The 18,083-nt window shown below is 54.6% G+C and carries 18 protein-coding genes; 4 read left to right on the top strand and 14 right to left on the bottom strand.

Annotation, left to right across the window (positions count from 1 at the left end; all coding sequences use genetic code 11):
* Positions 1-47: 47 nt before the first annotated feature.
* The 12 genes from H7U06_RS08965 to apbC all read right to left on the bottom strand — a co-directional run bounded on the left by H7U06_RS08965 (position 48) and on the right by apbC (position 12,085).
* A complete protein-coding gene (locus H7U06_RS08965; protein ID WP_175625783.1) occupies positions 48-893 on the bottom strand; it encodes a formate dehydrogenase accessory sulfurtransferase FdhD in 846 nt (281 codons plus the stop codon).
* Between the two features lie 222 nt (positions 894-1,115).
* Positions 1,116-1,442, bottom strand: a complete 327-nt coding sequence (locus tag H7U06_RS08960) for a hypothetical protein (protein WP_175625782.1) — start codon at positions 1,440-1,442, stop codon at positions 1,116-1,118.
* 12 nt (positions 1,443-1,454) lie between these two features.
* Positions 1,455-2,600 (bottom strand): formate dehydrogenase subunit gamma, encoded by a 1,146-nt coding sequence (locus tag H7U06_RS08955; protein ID WP_175625781.1) that lies wholly within the window; start codon positions 2,598-2,600, stop codon positions 1,455-1,457.
* Positions 2,601-2,622: 22 nt separating this feature from the next.
* Entirely contained in the window at positions 2,623-2,850 is a 228-nt protein-coding gene (locus H7U06_RS08950; RefSeq protein WP_175625780.1) for a hypothetical protein, read from the bottom strand.
* Positions 2,847-3,476 (bottom strand): formate dehydrogenase FDH3 subunit beta, encoded by a 630-nt coding sequence (gene fdh3B / locus H7U06_RS08945; RefSeq protein ID WP_124572458.1) that lies wholly within the window; start codon positions 3,474-3,476, stop codon positions 2,847-2,849. Before fdh3B ends, H7U06_RS08950 begins: the two co-directional genes overlap by 4 nt.
* 66 nt (positions 3,477-3,542) lie before the next feature.
* A complete protein-coding gene (locus H7U06_RS08940; protein WP_175625779.1) occupies positions 3,543-6,506 on the bottom strand; it encodes a formate dehydrogenase subunit alpha in 2,964 nt (987 codons plus the stop codon).
* 14 nt (positions 6,507-6,520) lie between these two features.
* Entirely contained in the window at positions 6,521-6,721 is a 201-nt protein-coding gene (locus H7U06_RS08935) for a hypothetical protein (RefSeq protein ID WP_175625778.1), read from the bottom strand.
* A 161-nt stretch (positions 6,722-6,882) separates the two neighbouring features.
* Positions 6,883-7,503, bottom strand: a complete 621-nt coding sequence (locus H7U06_RS08930) for a molecular chaperone (protein WP_175625777.1) — start codon at positions 7,501-7,503, stop codon at positions 6,883-6,885.
* 49 nt (positions 7,504-7,552) lie between these two features.
* Positions 7,553-9,655, bottom strand: a complete 2,103-nt coding sequence (locus H7U06_RS08925; RefSeq protein WP_175625776.1) for a 4Fe-4S binding protein — start codon at positions 9,653-9,655, stop codon at positions 7,553-7,555.
* A gap of 32 nt (positions 9,656-9,687) precedes the next feature.
* On the bottom strand, positions 9,688-10,281 hold the full coding sequence (locus H7U06_RS08920; RefSeq protein WP_175625775.1) for a DUF3306 domain-containing protein: 594 nt from the start codon (positions 10,279-10,281) through the stop codon (positions 9,688-9,690).
* Positions 10,271-10,789 (bottom strand): DUF3305 domain-containing protein, encoded by a 519-nt coding sequence (locus H7U06_RS08915; protein ID WP_175625774.1) that lies wholly within the window; start codon positions 10,787-10,789, stop codon positions 10,271-10,273. Before H7U06_RS08915 ends, H7U06_RS08920 begins: the two co-directional genes overlap by 11 nt.
* Before the next feature lie 207 nt (positions 10,790-10,996).
* On the bottom strand, positions 10,997-12,085 hold the full coding sequence (apbC, locus tag H7U06_RS08910; protein WP_175625773.1) for an iron-sulfur cluster carrier protein ApbC: 1,089 nt from the start codon (positions 12,083-12,085) through the stop codon (positions 10,997-10,999).
* 213 nt (positions 12,086-12,298) lie between these two features.
* Between apbC and moaA the strand changes: the two genes are divergently transcribed.
* The 4 genes from moaA (at position 12,299) to H7U06_RS08890 (ending at position 16,545) form a co-directional block, all read left to right on the top strand.
* On the top strand, positions 12,299-13,411 hold the full coding sequence (gene moaA / locus H7U06_RS08905) for a GTP 3',8-cyclase MoaA (protein ID WP_175625772.1): 1,113 nt from the start codon (positions 12,299-12,301) through the stop codon (positions 13,409-13,411).
* A 53-nt stretch (positions 13,412-13,464) separates the two neighbouring features.
* A complete protein-coding gene (gene mobA, locus H7U06_RS08900) occupies positions 13,465-14,061 on the top strand; it encodes a molybdenum cofactor guanylyltransferase MobA (protein WP_175625771.1) in 597 nt (198 codons plus the stop codon).
* Between the two features lie 59 nt (positions 14,062-14,120).
* The gene (glp, locus tag H7U06_RS08895; RefSeq protein WP_175625770.1) at positions 14,121-15,440 is read left to right on the top strand and encodes a gephyrin-like molybdotransferase Glp; all 1,320 of its coding nucleotides are present in this window, start codon (positions 14,121-14,123) and stop codon (positions 15,438-15,440) included.
* A gap of 250 nt (positions 15,441-15,690) precedes the next feature.
* Positions 15,691-16,545 carry an HDOD domain-containing protein gene (locus tag H7U06_RS08890; protein ID WP_254873187.1) on the top strand — a complete coding sequence of 285 codons (855 nt, stop codon included), beginning with the start codon at positions 15,691-15,693 and terminating at the stop codon, positions 16,543-16,545.
* Positions 16,546-16,560: 15 nt separating this feature from the next.
* On the opposite strand, the gene H7U06_RS08885 is transcribed toward H7U06_RS08890, so the two are convergent.
* Together H7U06_RS08885 and H7U06_RS08880 are read right to left on the bottom strand one after the other, a co-directional pair.
* Positions 16,561-17,244 carry an ankyrin repeat domain-containing protein gene (locus H7U06_RS08885; RefSeq protein ID WP_254873186.1) on the bottom strand — a complete coding sequence of 228 codons (684 nt, stop codon included), beginning with the start codon at positions 17,242-17,244 and terminating at the stop codon, positions 16,561-16,563.
* A 19-nt stretch (positions 17,245-17,263) separates the two neighbouring features.
* A complete protein-coding gene (locus H7U06_RS08880; RefSeq protein WP_175625768.1) occupies positions 17,264-18,043 on the bottom strand; it encodes a TatD family hydrolase in 780 nt (259 codons plus the stop codon).
* Positions 18,044-18,083: the final 40 nt, after the last annotated feature.

The raw sequence follows: 18,083 nt of genomic DNA, 5'->3' as shown, positions 1-18,083 counted from the left end.
CCACCAGCGTGCGCCGACATAATGCGGCCAGGGACAAACAGAACGGATCAGGCAACGCGCCGTGGACTATCCAGCAAATGGGGCTCGTAGATCATGCGTTCCTTGCCTGTGACCAGCAAGAAGTGCTTGCCGGTGCAGCGCGCCAGCAAAGTCATGTTCACTTTTTCTGCAACCAGATGACCCATCTGCGTGGTGCCGGAACGGGAAATCAAAAACGGCATACCCATCTGTGCACCCTTGATCACCATCTCCGACGTCAGCCGGCCGGTGGTATAGAACACCTTGTCGGCACCGCTGATATTTTCCAGCCACATGATGCCGGCGATCGAATCGACGGCATTATGACGGCCGACATCTTCGATGAAGTATTCCAGCTCGCCTTCAGCCGTAAACAAACCGCAGCCGTGTACCGAACCCGCTTTGGCATAGACCGAATCCTGCGTCCGTATGGTGTTGACGATTTTATATAAGGTCGATTGTTTGAGCCGTGCATCTGCTGGCAACACGATGCTGTCGATTTCATCCATCAGGCCGCCAAACATCGTGCCCTGGCCGCAACCGGTAGTTACGACCCGTTTGGCCGTGCGTTCTTCGATATTGTCTATGCCGTCACGCGTGGTGACATAGACCGCATGCTGGTTCCAGTCCACATGCACAGACACGATTTCTTCTATCTCCTGCACCAGCCGCTGGTTGCGCAGATAGCCCAGCGTCAATGCTTCCGGTGCCGCACCTAGCGTCATCAGCGTCACTAGTTCGCGCTGATCCACGTAAACCGTCAACGGACGCTCGGCCGGAATCGCCAGCGGTGCAGTCCGTGCGGTTTCGTCGATCGCATTGACTTCATACGTCAACTTGACCGGTGTACTGGAAAATTCGGGGCGATACGACATGGCGGTAACTCATCTTGGACAGCGCAAAATGCCGCTGTTCCATTATCGGGATCATGTAAAACATGATGCGCTCAGGTGTGAAATAGCAAATAGCCAGCTCGACTATCCGGTATTCGGTGTTGCAGGTGGGATTATAACGGTATGCGCGCGATCAGGCTGTTTTCAGCATATAACGCGCATACGCCCGGACGGGCGTATGCGACAGGAAGGCAGCGACTAGACTTACTTCTTGGCGCCCGCAGCGGGCACCGGTTTGGAATCGGCAACACCAACTGTGGAGGTGGCGACTTGCAGTGCTACATAAGGTCCTGGATTGGTACAGGGCGGCACAGCAATATCCGGCTTGGCCTTGCCGGTACGTTTGAAGTATTGCGCTGCCACTTTGTTTTGTGATTCACACAACTGATAGGCAGCAACTTTATCCGACCAGCCTGCCTTGTTCTTGGCTTCCGCAGCTTTGGCCTTGGCTTCGTCACTCGGCGGCGGCAATTTGGCTGTAGCACTGGCCATGACCACGGTGCCGAGTAATGCGATCAGTATTTTTTTCATCTGCATATCTCCTTAAACAGCCTTGATCGGTGTACCTGCTTTTTCTGTTTCTTCAGGTGTGCGCACGCGTGGAATCTTGCCGCTTTCGATATCGGCGTACCAGAGGTCATGATGCTCTTTGGCCCATGCATCATCAACGTAACCGGTCTTCATTGCTTTGTAGGCGCCTTCCATACCGAGCGTACCGATGTAGATGTGCGCGAGCGAAGCGCTGAAGACCAGCACTGCTGCCACCAGGTGGATGACATGCGCAATCTGCATATTGCCGCGGGTGTACAGGATGCCCGGCACCAGCATATCGAGCACGAAACCGGAAGCACTGACAATCAGGCCGAGGAATACCATGCCGCCCCAGAACCAGAGTTTTTCACCTGCGTTAAAACGCCCTGCACTGGCATGACCGCGCGCACCACCAAGGTTTTTCAGCCATTGCAGATCGCCTTTGCCCGGGAAGTTATCTTTCACGAAGATCGCAAACATCACGATGATCGAGACCGTGAAAACCGGACCGACGAAGTTGTGTATGTTTTTACAGGCGTAAGCGAGCCAGCCAAATACCGTATGACCGAACACAGGCAGGACGATGTACTTGCCGAACAACATCAGCAAGCCGGTGAAAGCCAGCGTCAGGAAACTGATCGCCACCGTCCAGTGGGTGATGCGTTCCAGTGAGGTAAAGCGCTCGATCAGGCGGCCAGTACGACCGCTTTTCAGTTTGATGGTGCCGACGGCAAAATAAAACGCGGTAATGCCGAGTACCGCCACGATAATCAGCCAGCCGCCATAGGTGGTCAGCGGGCCATTGCGATACAGACGCCAGGCTTCACCTGCGGTGGTCGCACGGGCTTGTCCCGGGAACTGCGCCTTGGGCTGGATCAGCACACCGGCTTCCAGTGCCGGCAGGCTGGAGTAATGCTCACCACCCTCCTTCACCTGACGATATACCGGTGCCAGGTTACCTGCTTGCACCTGTGTACGTTCGGCCTGGTTCTGCTTCATGTAAAGAATATCGTCGGACTCAATATTCGACATACTTTGCACGGCAGGTGGTGCCGCAGGCTTGGCCGCTGCGGGGTCACCCGCCTGGGCCAGCGCCAGGCCGGAAGTCGCTGCCAGCAGCGTCAATCCGGCGGCGAGTTTGGCAAACCATGTATTCATGATAAATCCCCTCGCTGCTGCATTAGTTGACTTTCACGTACTCGTTCTGCGTTTGCGCACGGGTACGGATTTGCGTTTCCCACTCGGTTTTATTACCGGCGGTCCAGCCTTTGATCACGTAGGGATCGTTCTTCGCACCGGTCCAGGGTGCCGCATCACCCGCGTCGCGTGCATTCGCCTGCGACTGCACCTTCTCGCCACAACCGAACAAGGCCAGCGCCATCACTGAGAACATTAAAACGCGCATCATGATTTGCCTCCGTTCGGTGCTTTGGCATCAGGGTTATGCGATTTGCCGTAGGCAGTGCCCCAGCCCCAGACCTCGCTACCTTTGCCACGTCGCAGTACGCGCGTGCGCAGGATATCGGCAATCACGTCACCATCGCCGCCGAGCAAGGCCTTGGTCGAGCACATTTCTGCACAGGCTGGCAATTTGCCTTCCGCCAGGCGATTGCGGCCATATTTTTCAAACTCGGCTTTGGAACCGTTCTCTTCCGGGCCACCAGCACAGAAGGTGCACTTGTCCATTTTCCCGCGCAGGCCGAAGGTGCCGTTGGATGGAAATTGCGGTGCGCCAAACGGACAGGCGTAGGAGCAGTAGCCGCAACCGATGCAGATGTCCTTATCGTGCAGCACCACACCTTCTTCAGTACGGTAGAAGCAGTCGACCGGACACACCGCCATACAAGGTGCATCCGAGCAGTGCATGCAGGCCACCGAGATCGATTTTTCCTGGCCGATCACACCGTCGTTGATGGTGACCACGCGACGGCGATTCACGCCCCACGGAACTTCGTTTTCATTTTTGCAGGCTGTTACGCAGCCATTGCATTCGATACAGCGCTCTGCATCACAGATGAATTTCATTCGTGCCATTTTGATTTCTCCTTAGCCTGGTTATCTGTCAGTTTTTTATTTCACCGTTATTGCCAGATACCGCGGCTATGCAGTCGCTTTTTCAATATTACAAATGGTGGTCTTGGTTTCCTGCATCATGGTCACCGAGTCATAACCATAGGTGGTCGCCGTATTCACCGCTTCACCGCGCACGATAGGATGTGCCCCTTCCGGATAGGAATCGAGCATGTCCTTGCCCTGCCACCAACCGGAAAAGTGGAACGGAATAAAGGCCGTGTCTTCCGCTACCCGCACCGTCACCAAAGCCTTGACCTTGATGCGCGCGCCGGTAGGCGTGGAGACGATGACATACTCGTTATTGCGTATGCCCCTGGCCTCGGCGGCCTTAGGATTGATCTCGACGAAGTTCTCTTGCTGCAGCTCAGCCAGCCATGGATTCGAACGCGTTTCTTCACCACCACCCTCATATTCAACCAGACGTCCCGAAGTGAGGATGATCGGGAATTTCTCGTATAGCTTGGCCTCGACGTTTTTGTCCTGCAAGGTTTTGTACAGGGTCGGCATGCGCCAGAACGCTTTCTTGTCGTCATGGGTCGGATACTTCGCAACCAGATCAGGACGTGTGCCATAGATAGGTTCACGATGCAGCGGCACCGGATCAGGGAAGTTCCAGACTACGGCACGCGCCTTGGCGTTACCCCATGGGTGCACGCCGTGCACTTTCATGGTGACGCGCTGGATACCTCCGGAAAGATCGGTTTTCCAGTTCTTTCCTTCCGCCGCTTTTTTCTCCGCTTCGGTCAGGTCATCCCACCAGCCGAGTTTCTTCAGCAGTATGTGATCGAACTCAGGATAGCCAGTCGTAATGTCAGCGCCCAGCGAATGCGAACCATCTTCCGCCAGCAGGCTGACACCGTCGCGCTCGACGCCAAAGTTGGCACGGAAGTTACCGCCGCCATCCATCATTGCCTTCGAAGTGTCGTACAGGTTCGGTGAACCCGGATGTTTGAGTTCCGGTGTGCCGTAGCATGGCCATGGCAAACCGAAATAATCGCCCGTCATGTCGTAGCCGGTTTCTGCATCCTTGCCTGATTTGCAGCGCAAGGTCTTCACATCAAACAGATGCATATTGCGCATGTGCGCTTTCAGGCGCGTCGGCGATTGACCGGTGTAACCGATGGTCCAGGTACCACGATTGATTTCTTCCAGCATGGCTTCCGGTTCCGGCTCCATCATGCCGCCCTTGCCAGGCACCAGTTTGATCTTGGCGACCAGCTCTTTGCCGAAGCCCAGCTTTTGCGCCAGCTGATACATGATCATGTGATCGGTACGCGATTCAAACAGCGGCTCGATCACTTTTTCGCGCCACTGGATGGAACGGTTGGATGCGGTCACCGAACCCGATGTTTCAAACTGGGTCGCAGCCGGCAGCAGGTACACGGCGCGATTCGGATTCAGTTCCTGGCCATCCACTTTCATCGCTGCCATCGCAGCGGTCGCCGATGGATAAGGATCGATCACGACCAGCAAGTCCAGTTTGTCGAAGGCCTTCTTCATGTCCAGACCGCGCGTTTGCGAGTTAGGAGCATGGCCCCAGAACAGCATCGCTTTAACGCTATTGTCCTGATCCAGGTTCTCGCTCTTTTCGAGTACGGCATCGACCCAGCGCGATACGGTGGTGCCGGATTTTTCCATCATCTCTTGCGAGACGTATTGTTTCTTGACCCATTCGTAATCGACGCCCCACACTGCGCACCAGTGCTTCCACGAACCGGTGGCTAGGCCGTAGTAACCTGGCAGCGAATCAGGGTTAGGACCGACGTCGGTCGCACCTTGCACGTTATCGTGACCGCGGAAGATGTTGGTGCCGCCGCCGGATTTACCAACGTTGCCCAGAGCCAGTTGCAGAATGCAGGACGCGCGTACCATCGCGTTACCGATACTGTGCTGGGTCTGGCCCATACACCAGACGATGGTCGAAGGACGATTCATGGCCATGGTTTCAGCGGCTTTATATACTTCCGCTTCAGGTACGCCGCAAGCCTCTTCGACTTTTTCCGGCGTCCATTTCATGACTTCATCTCTAACCTTTTCCATGCCATAGACACGGTCATTGATGTACTTCTTGTCTTCCCAGCCGTTTTTGAAGATGTGATACAGCACGCCCCACAGGAATGGAATGTCGGAACCGGAACGGATGCGGATGTATTGATCTGCTTTCGCCGCAGTACGTGTGTAGCGCGGATCAACCACGATCATCTTGGTGCCGGTTTCCTTCGCATGCAGCATGTGCAGCATGGATACCGGATGCGCTTCAGCCGCGTTGGAACCGATGTATAACGCAGCCTTGGAATTCTGCATGTCGTTATAGCTGTTGGTCATCGCGCCATAACCCCAGGTGTTGGCAACGCCAGCAACCGTGGTCGAGTGACAGATACGCGCCTGGTGATCGGTATTATTGGTGCCGAAGAAGGAAACGAATTTGCGCATCAGCGCAGCCTGCTCGTTGTTATGCTTGGACGAGCCTACAAAGTAAACCGAATCCGGACCACTGGCTTTGCGGATCTCCAGCATCTTGGCCGAGATTTCATTCAGTGCCTGGTCCCAGCTCATGCGCTGGTATTTGCCGTTGACCAGCTTCATCGGATATTTCAGGCGGTATTCACCGTGGCCATGTTCGCGCAGCGCCGCACCTTTGGCGCAGTGCGCGCCGAGATTGATAGGCGAATCAAACACTGGCTCCTGGCGCACCCACACACCGTTTTCCACGATCGCATCGGAGGCACAGCCCACCGAGCAATGGGTACAAACAGTGCGTTTGACTTCTATCTTTTTGCCGTCGCCACCTTTGGCACCATCGGCTGCCCTGGCTTTCTGGATCAGGCCCAGCTGCGCCGCCGCGATACCCGCGCCGATACCGATACCCGAACGTTTAAGGAAACCACGTCTATCCATGGTCGGCAGCGCACGCGACAAACTGTCGGCCAGGCTGGATGAGAAACGTGCAGACGAACGCTCTACAGCGTTGCTTTTGCGAGTTAACAGCATGTTGTCACCCCGTATTAAATTGTGGTGCTGCGGTAGTATTTTTTGACGTGTTCAGTCAGCCGATAGCTCTTGCCATCAGGATCTTGTGTAGTAAATACATTGGAAACTGCAGTAGTGACTGACTCGGGAGCCAATTTGGCGGCAACGCCGCCAGCGGCGACCACACCTAAACCTGCGAGGAAATTACGACGAGGGGTTTTGGACTGCTCAGACATGATCGTCTCCTGTAAATTGGTTCAGGACGTAATATGCTTTTTTTATCTTATAACAAATCTAACTAGAAGTTAGCATACCTTTTAGCAACTTGCACACTTAAAAACGTCCGGATGGAAATTAAATTTCCGTTAAAGCCGCAAATCCGGCCTAAAAGCGCGTGTCAATCCAGGCTCATATCAAAAGCCTGCATTTCCACTTCAAAGAATTGCCGCGCCAGGCGTGCAACCGGCTTATAGAAGCGCGCATTAGGACTAGCCTCTATTGCATTGCAACAATCCACTACCCAGGCTTGCATGTGGTCGCTGAAGAATTTTTTTTGTGTGGTCAGGTTTGCATGGAGCACGTCATCGGATGCAATCAGATAGCGCATGACTTCGCACAAAGTCGCCAGATGATCTTCACTTTCCACCACATCATCCGAACGCTGCAAACCCAGCTGCATCAGATCGGTACGCAGCTCCGCCAGCGGTTTTTCCATTAAAAAGCCGGACAGGTAGTAGGAGCCATACAACATCACTTCCGGCTTGCCGACGCCGATAAACAGTTGCTCATACTCTTCCCGCACCGCTTCCTGCTGCGCGCTTTTGCACGCTGCAACCACATCGGCCCAGGCCAACTCCAGCCCGCTATCACCCTGCACTGGCGCGCTAGCTATCGTATCCAGCAGGGCCTGCGATGGTGGCGCATACAAGAGTGTCGCCAGCAAACCGTAGATATCGGCACGGGCGGTTTCTTCGCCCTGATCCTGGGATTCGAATTTGATAGCCTGGGCAGTCGTCATGGCATTCCTGGGTAAATGAATTGTTCAAAAAGATGACTGGTCATCACACTCACCGTCTCTTCAAATCGGTGATGACCGCTTCCTGTTTGTTCGCCATCATGTCAACCACACGACAATCAGGACACATCTTGAGCCGGTCTACATTGCCCGCAAACGCGCCATGCAAGGACAGCTTGCTCACCATGTTTTCTATCATCTGCGCAGTACCGAAAGGCTTCTGACAACTGATGCAATGAAAAGGTTGCGCCTCATTCAATACGACCGGCTGCTTCACCACATCCGTCAACAACAGGCGCGGCGTCAGGCTGATTGCATTTTCCGGACAGGTTTTTTCACACAGACCGCATTGCACGCAATTCTTTTCTATGAAGCGCAGCTGCGGCAAATTGGCGTTATCAGTCAGCGCAGATTCCGGACAGGCACCGACACAAGACATGCACAAAGTGCAGCTTTGCTTGTTGACAGTCACCAGACCGAACGGTGCGCCAGCCGGTAAGGCAATTAGCTCGACCGGCTGCGGCGCATGAGTTCTCAGGTGATCGATGGCCAATTCCAGCGCGCTGCGCTTATCCGCAGCAATATTGAACAAGGCGCGCTGTTGCGGTACTTGCGCCGCCTGTATCGTCGACAGACCGGTATCCAGTTGTGCTGGTGTTTGCGCCTGTATCAGCGACAAATGCACACCGGTATAACCGAGGCCGCTTAATATGGTTTGCGCGATATCTATCTGCGCATTCAAGGCCGCGACATACTGCGGCGCATCCTGCTGCGTCACAAGGATGGAGATGTGGGTAGTGCCGTAAGCGACTGCCGTCAGCCAGAAATCGATGCCGACCGAGGCGATGTGATGCAATTCCAGCGGGATCACATTAGCTGGCAAACCCTTGAGCTTGCCATTAGCTTTGGCGAGGCGACCCAATTGATTGATCAATCCAGCACCCTGCTCCTGGTTGTGGATCAGCAATGCCGGCTGCGTACCACCTGCCTTGGCATAGGTCGTCAACATGGTTTTCAGTCTGGTGCCGGTATCAGCCACGCGCGGATACGCATATGCCAGCGCACCGGACGGACATACCGTCGTGCAGGCACCGCAACCGACACAGAGATTAGGCGTGACCTTGATCTGGTCGCCGTTATGGCTGACCGCTTCCGCCGAGCACACATCGATACAGGCAGTACAGCCGACCTTGCCGTTACGGCCATGCGCGCATAGTTTTTCTTTATAGAGGAAGAATTTAGGTTTGCTGAATTCACCCACCATTTGCGTGATGCGCAAGGCATCCGTCATTTGCTGCTGCGTGTCACTGCCCGGCGCAAAGTAACCTTGTGGTGGCTGATGCAGGGTCAGGACCGGGGTGTCAGACAGATCAAAAATCAAATCAAATTCCGCACTACGTTGCGCCGCGCTACGTGAGAAATCAATCGCGCCTATGGTGCCGCAAGCCTTGACGCAATCACGATGTGATTTGCATTTGCTCAGATCGATTTGGTAAGTCAGGTCGATCGCGTTTTCCGGACAGACATCGACGCAGGCATTGCATCGGGTGCACGCCTGCAGGTCGATAGGATTAGCTTGCTGCCATTGCACCGTGAATGCACCTAGCCAGCCATTGATCGCAATACGATTGCCGGAAAAAACCGGGAAGCTATGTTCTTGCAGCATTTCTCCTGTCTCGCTGGCGGTCAACAATACGCTGACATCCAGTTGCTCACCCAGGCGCGTAGCCCATGGCAGTACGCGATCTGCCGGGCCGATCAGCAATGCGTGACCGCCGGATTGATAGTCCACAGTAGGAACCGGGTCTGGATCCGGCAAAGCCGCAGCGGCCAGCAAGGCTGCCATTTTAGGCAGGGAATTATTTGCTTGCGCGCCCCAGCCGCCAGTCTCGCGGATGTTGACGAATCGTAGCGGTGCGACGGTATTTTTTTGCTGCGCGATTTCACCAAACAGACTGCGTTCCTGGGTACAGGCGACCACAACATCATCAACGCCGTCGAGTGCCTGCATATACGAAGTCACTTCACGTCGGCATAACTCGCTATGCATGGTCAGTGGCGCATCGGTGCCGAGCGCTTGCGCCATCTGCACACCCGACTGTACATCCAGCGGCATCGTGCGATTGCAATTACATACTTTGAATTCTGTGGTCATTGACTGGCTTCTATGCTGGCTAGGACTAAGTTTTAATCTTTATCAACGTGCGGTGGCACGCTGGGCTCCTTGTTCGTTTCTGTCTCACTGCCTTCGATCTCTGCTGCGGATGGCCGGTCGTTTATTTCTTCATCTGGTGCATCTGACGCAGCCACTTCTTCCATGGCTTCGATAGCGGGTAGTTCAGTCTTGGCTTCATCCTGCGGTATATCCAGCAATTTCATCAACGGCGATTTCAATTGCGCCAGCGGATCCATCAAGCCCTTGGCATGACTCAGGCCGGCAATGAAAGCTGGTGTCATCGGCTCGAATTTATTGAAGTCTTCAATGTAGACATCCAGGCCGTCCATGATATTGAAATGCGGATCGGTGAATAGTTTCTTCATCGCTGAACGCTTGACCGATTCGTCCACACCCTGCGCCATGAAGCCAGAGTAATCCGAGTCATGCGTGAGTTTGGCGACGTCATCCATAGTCGGCAGCGGCTGCGATTCCGGTGTGAGGTCTGCTGACGCTGCGCTATCCGACACAAGTGCGCCAGCATCCGTATCGGGCAAGTTCTCACTCGCCTTGGCGGACTCGGCATTCTTCTTCGCCCAACGCGCAAAAAATTCGTCAGCGGCCATTTGCGTCACCTTCCGCACGCGCCATCTTGTCTACGCCTTCACCACCTTCAAACGATGGTTTTTTGTGTTTGCGTTTCGGTTCTGGATGGTAATACTCGCCGGTAAAGTTCGTCAGGAGTTCTATCACTTCCGGCGACGCCGGCAGCGTATCGACGCGCTCGCCACCATCCATCAGGCGTGCTGCTTCATTATAGGAAAGCGTCACCGACTTCGGAACGGCCAGTTCGACACCATCGACTTCCTCGATGCGCCACATGATGAACCAGCAAGGTGCGGGTGCGCTGATGTTCAGGAAGTAACCTTCGGCTTCGCTGCTGGAGAGATTGACCTGTATGCCACTGAACAGCCAGCGCATATCGTCGGGATCATTGCGCAAGCAACTCAGGCTGTGGTCGTGGGAAACAATAGCGCCGACAATTTCAATGGGTAGCCATTGAAACGGTTGCCAGCGATTGGCAAGTGGTGTGCGTTGCATGATGACGCCAACGCTGATTGCTTCAGTCTCCATGTTTCCTCATGACGGCAAAGCTGCCTGTTCGGATAGGGACGCACGATATATTGTGCGCCGAAATTGCAAACCGGATCGGAACTGCTATCGCGGAATGGAACGATGAGTAAACTTGTGTGAACACCTGCGTGTCCACACCAGAGAAAATAACTTCGAAGCAACCATACCTGCAAATATTGCAGGTATCAAGTGAAGCAGAGGAAAAAATTAATCGTTTTTGACGACGATCGTTGGGAACTTGGACGACATATCCTTCGCCTTTTCCGCCACCTTGATCGCGATTTTTCGTGCGATCTGTTTGTAGATAACGGCGATAGGACCATCCGGATCGGCGACCACGGTCGGCTTGCCGGAATCGGCCTGCTGACGTATCGACATCGTCAATGGCAAGGCACCGAGGAAGTCGACGCCATATTCGCCACACATTTTTTCACCACCACCTTCGCCGAAGATGGCTTCAGCGTGACCGCAGTTCGAGCAGATATGTGTACTCATGTTTTCGACGATACCCAGAATCGGGATGCCGACTTTTTCAAACATCTTCAGACCCTTGCGCGCATCCAGCAAAGCGATGTCTTGCGGTGTAGTCACGATAACCGCACCGGTAACCGGCACCTTTTGTGACATGGTCAGTTGGATATCGCCGGTACCTGGCGGCATATCAACGATGAGGTAATCCAGGTCGCGCCAGTTGGTTTGCTCCAGCAACTGCGACAAGGCTTGCGTCACGATAGGACCGCGCCAGACCATAGGTTCGTCCGGATCGATCATGAAACCGATACTCGACACCTGCAAACCGTAGTTTTCCATCGGCTCCATGGTTTTGCCGTCCATGGTTTCAGGACGACCGGAGATGCCCATCATCATCGGCTGCGACGGGCCATAAATATCTGCATCGAGGATACCGACTTGCGCGCCTTCGGCTGCCAGCGCCAGCGCCAGGTTGACCGAAGTGGTGGATTTGCCGACGCCGCCCTTGCCGGAAGCAACAGCGATGATGTTTTTGACATTGGCCATCAGCTTCACGCCGCGTTGTGCGGAGTGGGCGACGATTTTCGAGTGCACATTGGCAGTGACTGCGCCTATGCCTTCGATGGTGCGCACCGCAGCAATCGCTGATTTGCGGATGCCATCGATCTGGCTTTTTGCCGGATAACCCAATTCCACGTCAAAAATGACGTTATCGCCATTGATCTGGATGTTTTTTGCGGAACGGCTGCTGACCAGATCCTTGCCCGTATTCGGGTCGATAACACCGGTCAACGCTGCTTTTACTGCATCTATCGTAATACTCATTGGTTCTCCTGAATTTTATAGCGCAAGTCTAAACTAATTGCCCGTCCTACGCTGCTGACTTGCCGTCCGGCATGGTCATATTTTCACTTCCCGCCTTGAGAAAAGCCGATTCCGCCGCCAAATAATGCGATATGAAGCAGTAAGTACAGTCGATACCGATTCGACACGCCCTAGCTGTACGACTTACAATGGCGTACTTAGAAGACTTTCCCCATGACTGAAAAAATCATTCCGCTCGCAGACCTCCGCTATCAAAACAAGATACCGGTCATACCTGCACGCCTTGAAGCACCGACGGGCTTGCTGGCGGATACCCGTGCGCGTCCATTGCAGGACTTGCGCATCTCGATCACGGATCGCTGCAATTTCCGTTGCGTTTATTGCATGCCCAAGGAAGTCTTCGACAAGGATTACGCCTTCCTGCCGCAAAGTTCTTTGCTCTCGTTTGAAGAAATCACCCGCATCACTTCCCTGTTCGTCGCCCATGGCGTGGAAAAAATCCGCCTGACCGGTGGCGAACCGCTGCTGCGCAAGAATGTGGAAAAACTGATCGCCATGCTGAGCGCGCTGCGCACACCGGATGGCCGTGAGCTTGACCTGACGCTGACCACCAACGGTTCCTTGCTGGCACGCAAGGCGCAGGCACTGAAAGATGCAGGACTCAAGCGCGTGACGGTTTCGCTGGATGCACTGGACGACAAAGTCTTCAAGCAAATGAACGATGTCGACTTCGCCGTTTCCGATGTGCTGGAAGGCATAGAAGCGGCACATCGCGTCGGCCTCGGCCCGATCAAGGTCAATATGGTCGTCAAAGGCGGCATGAACGATCAGGAAATCGTACCGATGGCGCGCCACTTCAAAGGCAGCCCATACATCCTGCGCTTCATCGAATACATGGACGTCGGTGCTTCCAACGGCTGGAAGATGGATGAAGTCATCCCTTCTTCCGAAGTGATACGTCGCATCAATGCCGAAATGCCGCTCGAAGCAATTGCACCCAACTACGTCAGCGAAACCGCTGGACGCTGGCGCTATGTTGATGGTGGCGGCGAGATCGGCTCCATCTCCAGTGTCACACAAGCCTTCTGCAGCGATTGCAGCCGTGCACGCCTGTCAACTGAAGGCAAGCTCTACACCTGCCTGTTCGCCACCGGCGGCCATGACCTGCGCGCACTGATGCGCGGCGGCAATACCGATGAAGAAATCTCGACCGCGATTGCGCACATCTGGCGCGCGCGTACTGATCGTTATTCCGAATTGCGCACTGCCAATACCGATGGCTTGCAATCCGAGCGCAAGGTCGAGATGTCCTACATAGGCGGCTGAGTACACCTCCTTCAGCACACCCCACACAACTGATATCGGATCAAGACAAGAAAATGGATAGCAGTCAAATTACCGGACTCATATTGGCAGGTGGACGCGGGACTCGCATGGGTACCGTGGACAAAGGTTTGCAGCTGTTCCGTGATGCGCCTATGGCCCTGCATGTGCTGATGCGCCTGTCACCACAGGTCGGCTACATCATGATCAACGCCAATCAGAATATTGCGCCATATGAAGCGTTCGGCGTACCGGTCTGGCAGGATGAAATGCAAGGTTTTGCCGGACCACTGGCTGGCCTGCAAACCGGACTCATCCATTGCGAAACCGACTATCTGGTCACTTCGCCGTGCGACTCCCCTTTCCTGCCCAAGGATCTGGTCGAGCGACTGGCGGATGGCCTGGAACAAAACAATGCAGACATTGCAGTCGCCGTCACTGGCACAGGCGGAACCAAACAGGCGCATCCGGTCTTCTGCCTGGTCAAGGCATCGCTGCTACCGCATCTGACGCTGTACCTGCAGGAAGGTGGTCGCAAATTCGACAAATGGTATTCGTCGCTGGCAGTGGCCGAAGTCCACTTCGACGATGAGGATGCCTTCCGCAATATCAATACGCTGGACGACTTGCGTAAATACGAGACCACCGCATAATGAATCTGCGCTATTCACACATCCTGCGCGATGCCGCACTTAATGATCTAGACGAACTCATGCCGAACGACACTCCAGCAGAATCCGAAACCACGCGTACGACACTGTCGAATGTCATCAGTTGCCTGTCGGATTACGATCCTGATGCCTTGCCGGTACCGGATGCACAAACCATCATTCGCCAGTTCATACAGCCTATCAATGCGGTAGAAAAAGTGGCGATACGCAGCGCACTCGATCGCGTGCTGGCAGCAGATATCGTTTCTCCTATCAACGTACCTTCGCATGACAACTCGGCGATGGATGGTTACGCCTTCCGTGGCAGCGACCTGCAGAAGGAACACGACCTGCCACTCAAGATAGTCGGCACCGCCTATGCCGGTCGCGCCTATGAAGGCAGCGTCGCCAGCGGTGAATGCGTACGCATCATGACCGGCGCCGTGATGCCGGTGGAATGCGATACCGTCATCCCGCAGGAATTTACACGCGACGAGAATGAACAAGGCGTGACCATACCGGCAGGTGTGGTGCGCACTGGCGACAACCGTCGACTCAAAGGTGAAGACCTCGCCATCGGCACCCCGGCGCTGCAAAAGGGTCGCATCCTGCGCCCGGCCGATCTCGGCTTGCTGGCTTCACTCGGCATCGGCGAAGTACCGGTACAACGCCGCTTGCGTGTCGCCTTCTTCTCAACCGGTGATGAGTTGCGCTCGATCGGCGAAACACTGGACGAAGGCTGTGTCTACGACAGCAATCGCTACACATTGCACGGCATGCTGACCCGCCTCGGTTGTGACATCGTCGACATGGGCGTCATCAAGGATGATCCGGCTGCACTGGAAGCTGCGTTCCGCACTGCATGCGAAAACGCCGATGCCATCATCACCTCGGGCGGTGTCTCGGTCGGTGCCGCTGATTACACCAAGCAAATGATGGCCGAGCTGGGCGACGTCACCTTCTGGAAAATAGGCATGCGCCCGGGTCGTCCTATGGCCTTCGGCAAGATCCAGTCGCACGGTAAGGAAGCGTATCTGTTTGGCCTGCCCGGCAATCCGGTCGCCGTGATGGTGACCTTCTACTTCCTGGCACGTCAGGCCTTGCTGCACATGATGGGCGCATCGGCAGTGGAAGCACCGCCTATGATGCGCGTCGTGTCCAAAGCAGCGATACGCAAACGTCCGGGTCGTACCGAATACCAGCGCGGCATCCTCAGCATCAATAGCGAAGGCATACAGGAAGTACGCATTACCGGCTCCCAGGGTTCGGGTGTATTGCGCTCCATGTCCGAAGCAAACTGCATGGTCGTACTCGAACATGATCGTGCTGAAGTCCAAGCTGGTGACCTGGTCAACGTCATCCTGTTTGAAGGCTTGATCTAAGCCATTCCGCCCCGCAGGCCATGCTGCGGGGCACCAATATTTCCACATGGGAATATTTATCTGCAGTTCCCCCTATATTCATCACATTTATTGCAAACATTTGTCATTTTGCACACAGGAAATGATGCAAACGAGCACAATTCGTCTATGCTCTCTTGCATATAAGTAATCACTTTGCGCGCTGGCCTTAATAAGAACCAATAGCGAAAAATAACAGCGACGCAATTTAGCTACCTCAGGGGGAGGAATCGTGGATAAATCGCAGGGAACGTCTGCTTCAACGACAGAACTCGCACGTCCGGTTAACATCCCGCCACGCCCGGCTCTGCTCATCGCCGTCCAGCACGAGATGAACAAGGAAGAACCTCATCTCAAAAAAATCTCGCGCCTGATCAATCGCGACGTTGCTATCTCCGGCAATTTGCTGGCCATCGCCAACTCGGCCATGTTCAACCTGGGACGCCATATAGAAACCGTCGAAGATGCGATCACGTTGATTGGCCTGAACAACTGCAATGCACTGATGACCAGCCTGATGATGCGACGCACGCTATCGCACGGCAAGATGATGATGCCGCGCTTCTGGGATGTTTCAGAAAAGCGTTCGTGGGGCATGATGTATGTAGCCAAGCTGACCCGCGTCAGCACACCAGAGCTTGCATATAACTTCGGGCTGTTTTCCGATATCGGCATACCGCTGATGATGGCTTCGTTTCCGAACTACGCCGAAACGCTGAATGCCGCCAATAAAATGGAAGCCAGTGGTTTCATTGAACTGGAAAACCAGTGCCACCGCATCAACCACGCCGTCGTTGGCGGCATGCTGGCCGAGCACTGGAGTGTGGACCCCATCGTCGTACTCGCGATCAAGAAACACCATACGCACAGCATCCTCAATGACCTCAGCTTTTCAGAAAAGCTCAGGCAATTGATAGCTGTGTTTTATCTGGTGGATAAAGCGATACAGGAGCATCGCCATGCGACCTCCGTTGAATGGCAGGAAGGCGGCCATCAGGCACGCGAGATACTGAATTTGTCAGACGAAGAAGTGGAACAGATTTGTGTCGACCTGAAGGCGCGTTTTTCCAGCCCCCTCATGTCCTGATTTGAGCGCTACGAATTACAGCTTGCCAGCTTTTTTCAAACGATAAGTCAGACCCTCAACGATATCGTTGCTGCCATTCTCGCGCGCGAAATCTATCGCACTCATGCCGACATCATTCTTCAGACTGGCATCCGCACCGGCATCCGACAAGACCTTCACCGAATAGATAAAGCCGCCACGTGCTGCCATCATCATGGGCGTTGTATTGTTTGGTGAGCGCGCATCCAGTTCTGCGCCCTGCTTGACCAGCACTTTCACGATCTCGCTATCGCCGGAAGCAGCCGCATAATGCAAGGCCGACCAACCGCTTTTATTCACAGCTGCGCCCTTCGCCAGCAAAGCCTGGACTGCAGGCATATTCGCCTTGAACGCAGCAATCATCAAAGCGGTATCACCATTGCGCGCCTGCTGTTCGAGGTCTATGCCACGCGCATTCAACAGCACGGGAAACACCTTCATCGAGCCTTCACGCATCGCAAGAATCAAACCGCTATCGCCACGTGTGGCTTCTATCGTATTCGGATCAAAGCCACGCTTGAGCAAAGTCGTCACCGTCTGAGCATCATCCAGCGACACTGCGCGGAAGTAATCTTCATAGGCACCGGCACGCGCCAGCGACGGGCATAAAGACAAAGCAGCAATGCCTAGTAAAGCGGCCAGTGTCAGCCTGCGCATAGGCAAAAACTCAGCGGCTTGCATTCTGGTATCCGGCATACGATTAACGTGCGATCTTGAAGAGATTGAAAAAATTATCGCTGGTCTGTTGCGCCAGCTGTTCCAGCGGCACGCCTTTCAGCGTCGCCAGATATTCACCGACATGGCGCACCAGACCAGGCTCATTTACCTTGCCGCGGAATGGTACTGGCGCCAGGTAGGGCGAGTCGGTTTCGATCAGCATTTGCTCGAGCGGCACTTCACGCGCGACAGCCTGCAAATCCTTGGCGCTTTTGAAAGTGACGATGCCAGAGAATGAAATATAAAACCCCATCTCCATCGCAGCGCGTGCGACTTCCAGCGATTCGGTAAAGCAATGCATGACGCCAGCCGCGCCACCCGCATCGGTACCTGCGCCCTCTTCGCGCATGATGCGTATCGTATCTTCCGAGGCGGCGCGGGTATGGATAATCAGCGGCTTGCCGGTCGCACGCGAGGCGCGGATATGGCGGCGGAAACGTTCACGCTGCCATTCGAGGTCGCCTTCGAGCCGGTAGTAATCGAGACCGGTTTCGCCTATAGCGATGATCTTCGGATGCTCGGATAAACGAATCAGGTCTTCGACCGACGGCTCAGGCGTATCTTCGTAATCAGGATGCACGCCTACCGAAGCGTAGATATGCGGATAACGCTCCGCCAGTTCCAGCACGCTGGGAAAATCAGGCAGATCGACCGACACGCAGAGTGCATGGCTGACTTTATTCTCGGCCATCTTGCCGAGGATTTCAGGCATGCGCGCAGCGAGTTCGGGGAAATTAATGTGGCAGTGGGAATCGATAAACATAGGCCGAATTGTACGCGTACGGCGGCTTTACTGCATCCAC

Source organism: Herminiimonas sp. Marseille-P9896 (assembly GCF_903993245.1).
In the GTDB taxonomy this organism is placed as follows: domain Bacteria; phylum Pseudomonadota; class Gammaproteobacteria; order Burkholderiales; family Burkholderiaceae_D; genus Oxalicibacterium; species Oxalicibacterium contaminans.
The sequence above is the reverse complement of the archived record's forward strand: the minus strand, read 5'-3'. Positions and strand labels throughout refer to the sequence as shown.

Bases quoted from the DNA above. Each gene is read 5' to 3' on its own strand.
- H7U06_RS08965 (WP_175625783.1), bottom strand. From the start codon at position 893: ATGTCGTATCGCCCCGAATTTTCCAGTACACCGGTCAAGTTGACGTAT.
- H7U06_RS08960 (WP_175625782.1), bottom strand. From the start codon at position 1,442: ATGAAAAAAATACTGATCGCATTACTCGGCACCGTGGTCATGGCCAGT.
- H7U06_RS08955 (WP_175625781.1), bottom strand. From the start codon at position 2,600: ATGAATACATGGTTTGCCAAACTCGCCGCCGGATTGACGCTGCTGGCA.
- H7U06_RS08950 (WP_175625780.1), bottom strand. From the start codon at position 2,850: ATGATGCGCGTTTTAATGTTCTCAGTGATGGCGCTGGCCTTGTTCGGT.
- fdh3B (WP_124572458.1), bottom strand. From the start codon at position 3,476: ATGGCACGAATGAAATTCATCTGTGATGCAGAGCGCTGTATCGAATGC.
- H7U06_RS08940 (WP_175625779.1), bottom strand. From the start codon at position 6,506: ATGCTGTTAACTCGCAAAAGCAACGCTGTAGAGCGTTCGTCTGCACGT.
- H7U06_RS08935 (WP_175625778.1), bottom strand. From the start codon at position 6,721: ATGTCTGAGCAGTCCAAAACCCCTCGTCGTAATTTCCTCGCAGGTTTA.
- H7U06_RS08930 (WP_175625777.1), bottom strand. From the start codon at position 7,503: ATGACGACTGCCCAGGCTATCAAATTCGAATCCCAGGATCAGGGCGAA.
- H7U06_RS08925 (WP_175625776.1), bottom strand. From the start codon at position 9,655: ATGACCACAGAATTCAAAGTATGTAATTGCAATCGCACGATGCCGCTG.
- H7U06_RS08920 (WP_175625775.1), bottom strand. From the start codon at position 10,281: ATGGCCGCTGACGAATTTTTTGCGCGTTGGGCGAAGAAGAATGCCGAG.
- H7U06_RS08915 (WP_175625774.1), bottom strand. From the start codon at position 10,789: ATGGAGACTGAAGCAATCAGCGTTGGCGTCATCATGCAACGCACACCA.
- apbC (WP_175625773.1), bottom strand. From the start codon at position 12,085: ATGAGTATTACGATAGATGCAGTAAAAGCAGCGTTGACCGGTGTTATC.
- moaA (WP_175625772.1), top strand. From the start codon at position 12,299: ATGACTGAAAAAATCATTCCGCTCGCAGACCTCCGCTATCAAAACAAG.
- mobA (WP_175625771.1), top strand. From the start codon at position 13,465: ATGGATAGCAGTCAAATTACCGGACTCATATTGGCAGGTGGACGCGGG.
- glp (WP_175625770.1), top strand. From the start codon at position 14,121: ATGCCGAACGACACTCCAGCAGAATCCGAAACCACGCGTACGACACTG.
- H7U06_RS08885 (WP_254873186.1), bottom strand. From the start codon at position 17,244: ATGCAAGCCGCTGAGTTTTTGCCTATGCGCAGGCTGACACTGGCCGCT.
- H7U06_RS08880 (WP_175625768.1), bottom strand. From the start codon at position 18,043: ATGTTTATCGATTCCCACTGCCACATTAATTTCCCCGAACTCGCTGCG.